Source organism: Dietzia sp. B19 (assembly GCF_014145155.1).
Taxonomy (GTDB): Bacteria; Actinomycetota; Actinomycetes; order Mycobacteriales; family Mycobacteriaceae; genus Dietzia; species Dietzia natronolimnaea.
Window position 1 is genome coordinate 199 of sequence record NZ_JAALED010000501.1, and the last position, 1380, is coordinate 1578.

At 69.6% G+C, this 1380-nt stretch carries 1 protein-coding gene and 1 pseudogene; one reads left to right on the forward strand and one right to left on the reverse strand.

Annotated features, from left to right (window positions below; translation table 11 throughout):
• Positions 1-133, reverse strand: a pseudogene (locus G6020_RS17210) (tellurium resistance protein TerC); the annotation flags it as partial.
• 336 nt (positions 134-469) lie between these two features.
• On the opposite strand from G6020_RS17210, the gene G6020_RS13780 reads away from it, so the two are divergent.
• Positions 470-1219, forward strand: a complete 750-nt coding sequence (locus tag G6020_RS13780; protein WP_182611004.1) for a hypothetical protein — start codon at positions 470-472, stop codon at positions 1217-1219.
• Positions 1220-1380 lie beyond the last annotated feature (161 nt).

Sequence of the window (1380 nt, forward strand, 5' to 3'; positions counted from 1 at the left end):
CCCAGACAGCCGACCATGTGGCGGCTTCTCGGACGCCGATGACGTGAGCCTTGCGGTGGGCGACGAGGTCGATCGCCAGCATCACGATGATGAACGCCAGGACGGCAAGCCAGAGCCAGAGGGGGGTGTGCATAGTCAGGGACCTTTCGATCAGTGGGTGATCGAAGGTCTCTCCCGGCCCTGTCGGGCCCGCTCCGCCGGGTCCGAGGACCGTAGTGACGACGAAACGCGTGAGGGATACTCCCCTTCTGGTGGAGCAAGGCTAGCGCAAGAACGGAGTCGGCTTCAAGAGCGTCTTCGGCAGGAGCCGAGGGGGGCCTCAGGGCCGGACGTAACGTCACCGACTTTCCTAAGAGGAGCTTAAGGTGAGGTCGGCCGTCGCGCGCCGTCACTCCTACCCCGCGCCCCACGGCCCGCCACTCACCCCAGCGAGCGGGCTCGACGCCCCTCGCCTGCAGACAGGGACCACATGACCTCACGCACCACCCGCTCCATCGCCACCGGCGCCGCCGCACTGCTCATCGCATCAGGGCTGGCCGTCGGCACCGGGGCCGCGGTCGCCAGCGCCGTACCCTCCGCGTGCGCCACCGCCCAGACCGTGACCTTCAACGACATCAACACCCTGGGCACCAACTACTACCTCAACAAAGAGGTCGTGGGTGACGGGACCGCGGCCCCCGGCGGCACAGTGACGTTCCGGACCACGGTCAGCGGTGCAGGCGCGCTCGTGACGGCGATCCAGGACTTCCACCCCGCCGGGTTCGAGTTGGTCCAGGCCCGCTCGAGCGTGTGGTACCTGCTCGGTGGGCAGACGTGGACCACCGTCACCAACGACGTGACCCGCGATTCGGCGACCAACTCGGTCCGCTACTCGGGCGCCGGCTGGACCACCGCCGGCAACGCCAAGGCCACGCTCGAGACCACCTACCGCGTGCCCGCCGACGCGACCCCGGGCGAGGTGCTCAACACCGGCGCCGCCACGAATCTGGCGCTGGTGAGCGGCTACAGAGTGGCCAACCCCATCAACACCTGCGTGACCATCCGCGAGCCCAACCCGACCGAGGTCGTGACCGGCAGCCTCGACGGGCTGGGCCTGGGATCGGTGACCTCCGGGTCGACCGCCCTCGGCGACATCGGGGCCGACCCGGCCACGTTCTCCGCCGACCTGATCAACGGGCTCGACCTGGGGCAGCTGATCGGCGCGGCCGCGGGGAGCTGATCGCGGGGGCGTGGCGGCGGCGGACGTCGTCGTCGTCCTGATCGGTGTGATCGGCGCGGCGGCAACCTACTGACGGTGCCTGACCGGCGGCACCCGTTCGGCGGCAACAAATTCACGGTGTCTGACCGGCGGCAACAGGGGCCGGCTCGCTCTACGGCGAG

Bases quoted from the DNA above. Each gene is read 5' to 3' on its own strand.
- G6020_RS13780 (WP_182611004.1), top strand. From the start codon at position 470: ATGACCTCACGCACCACCCGCTCCATCGCCACCGGCGCCGCCGCACTG.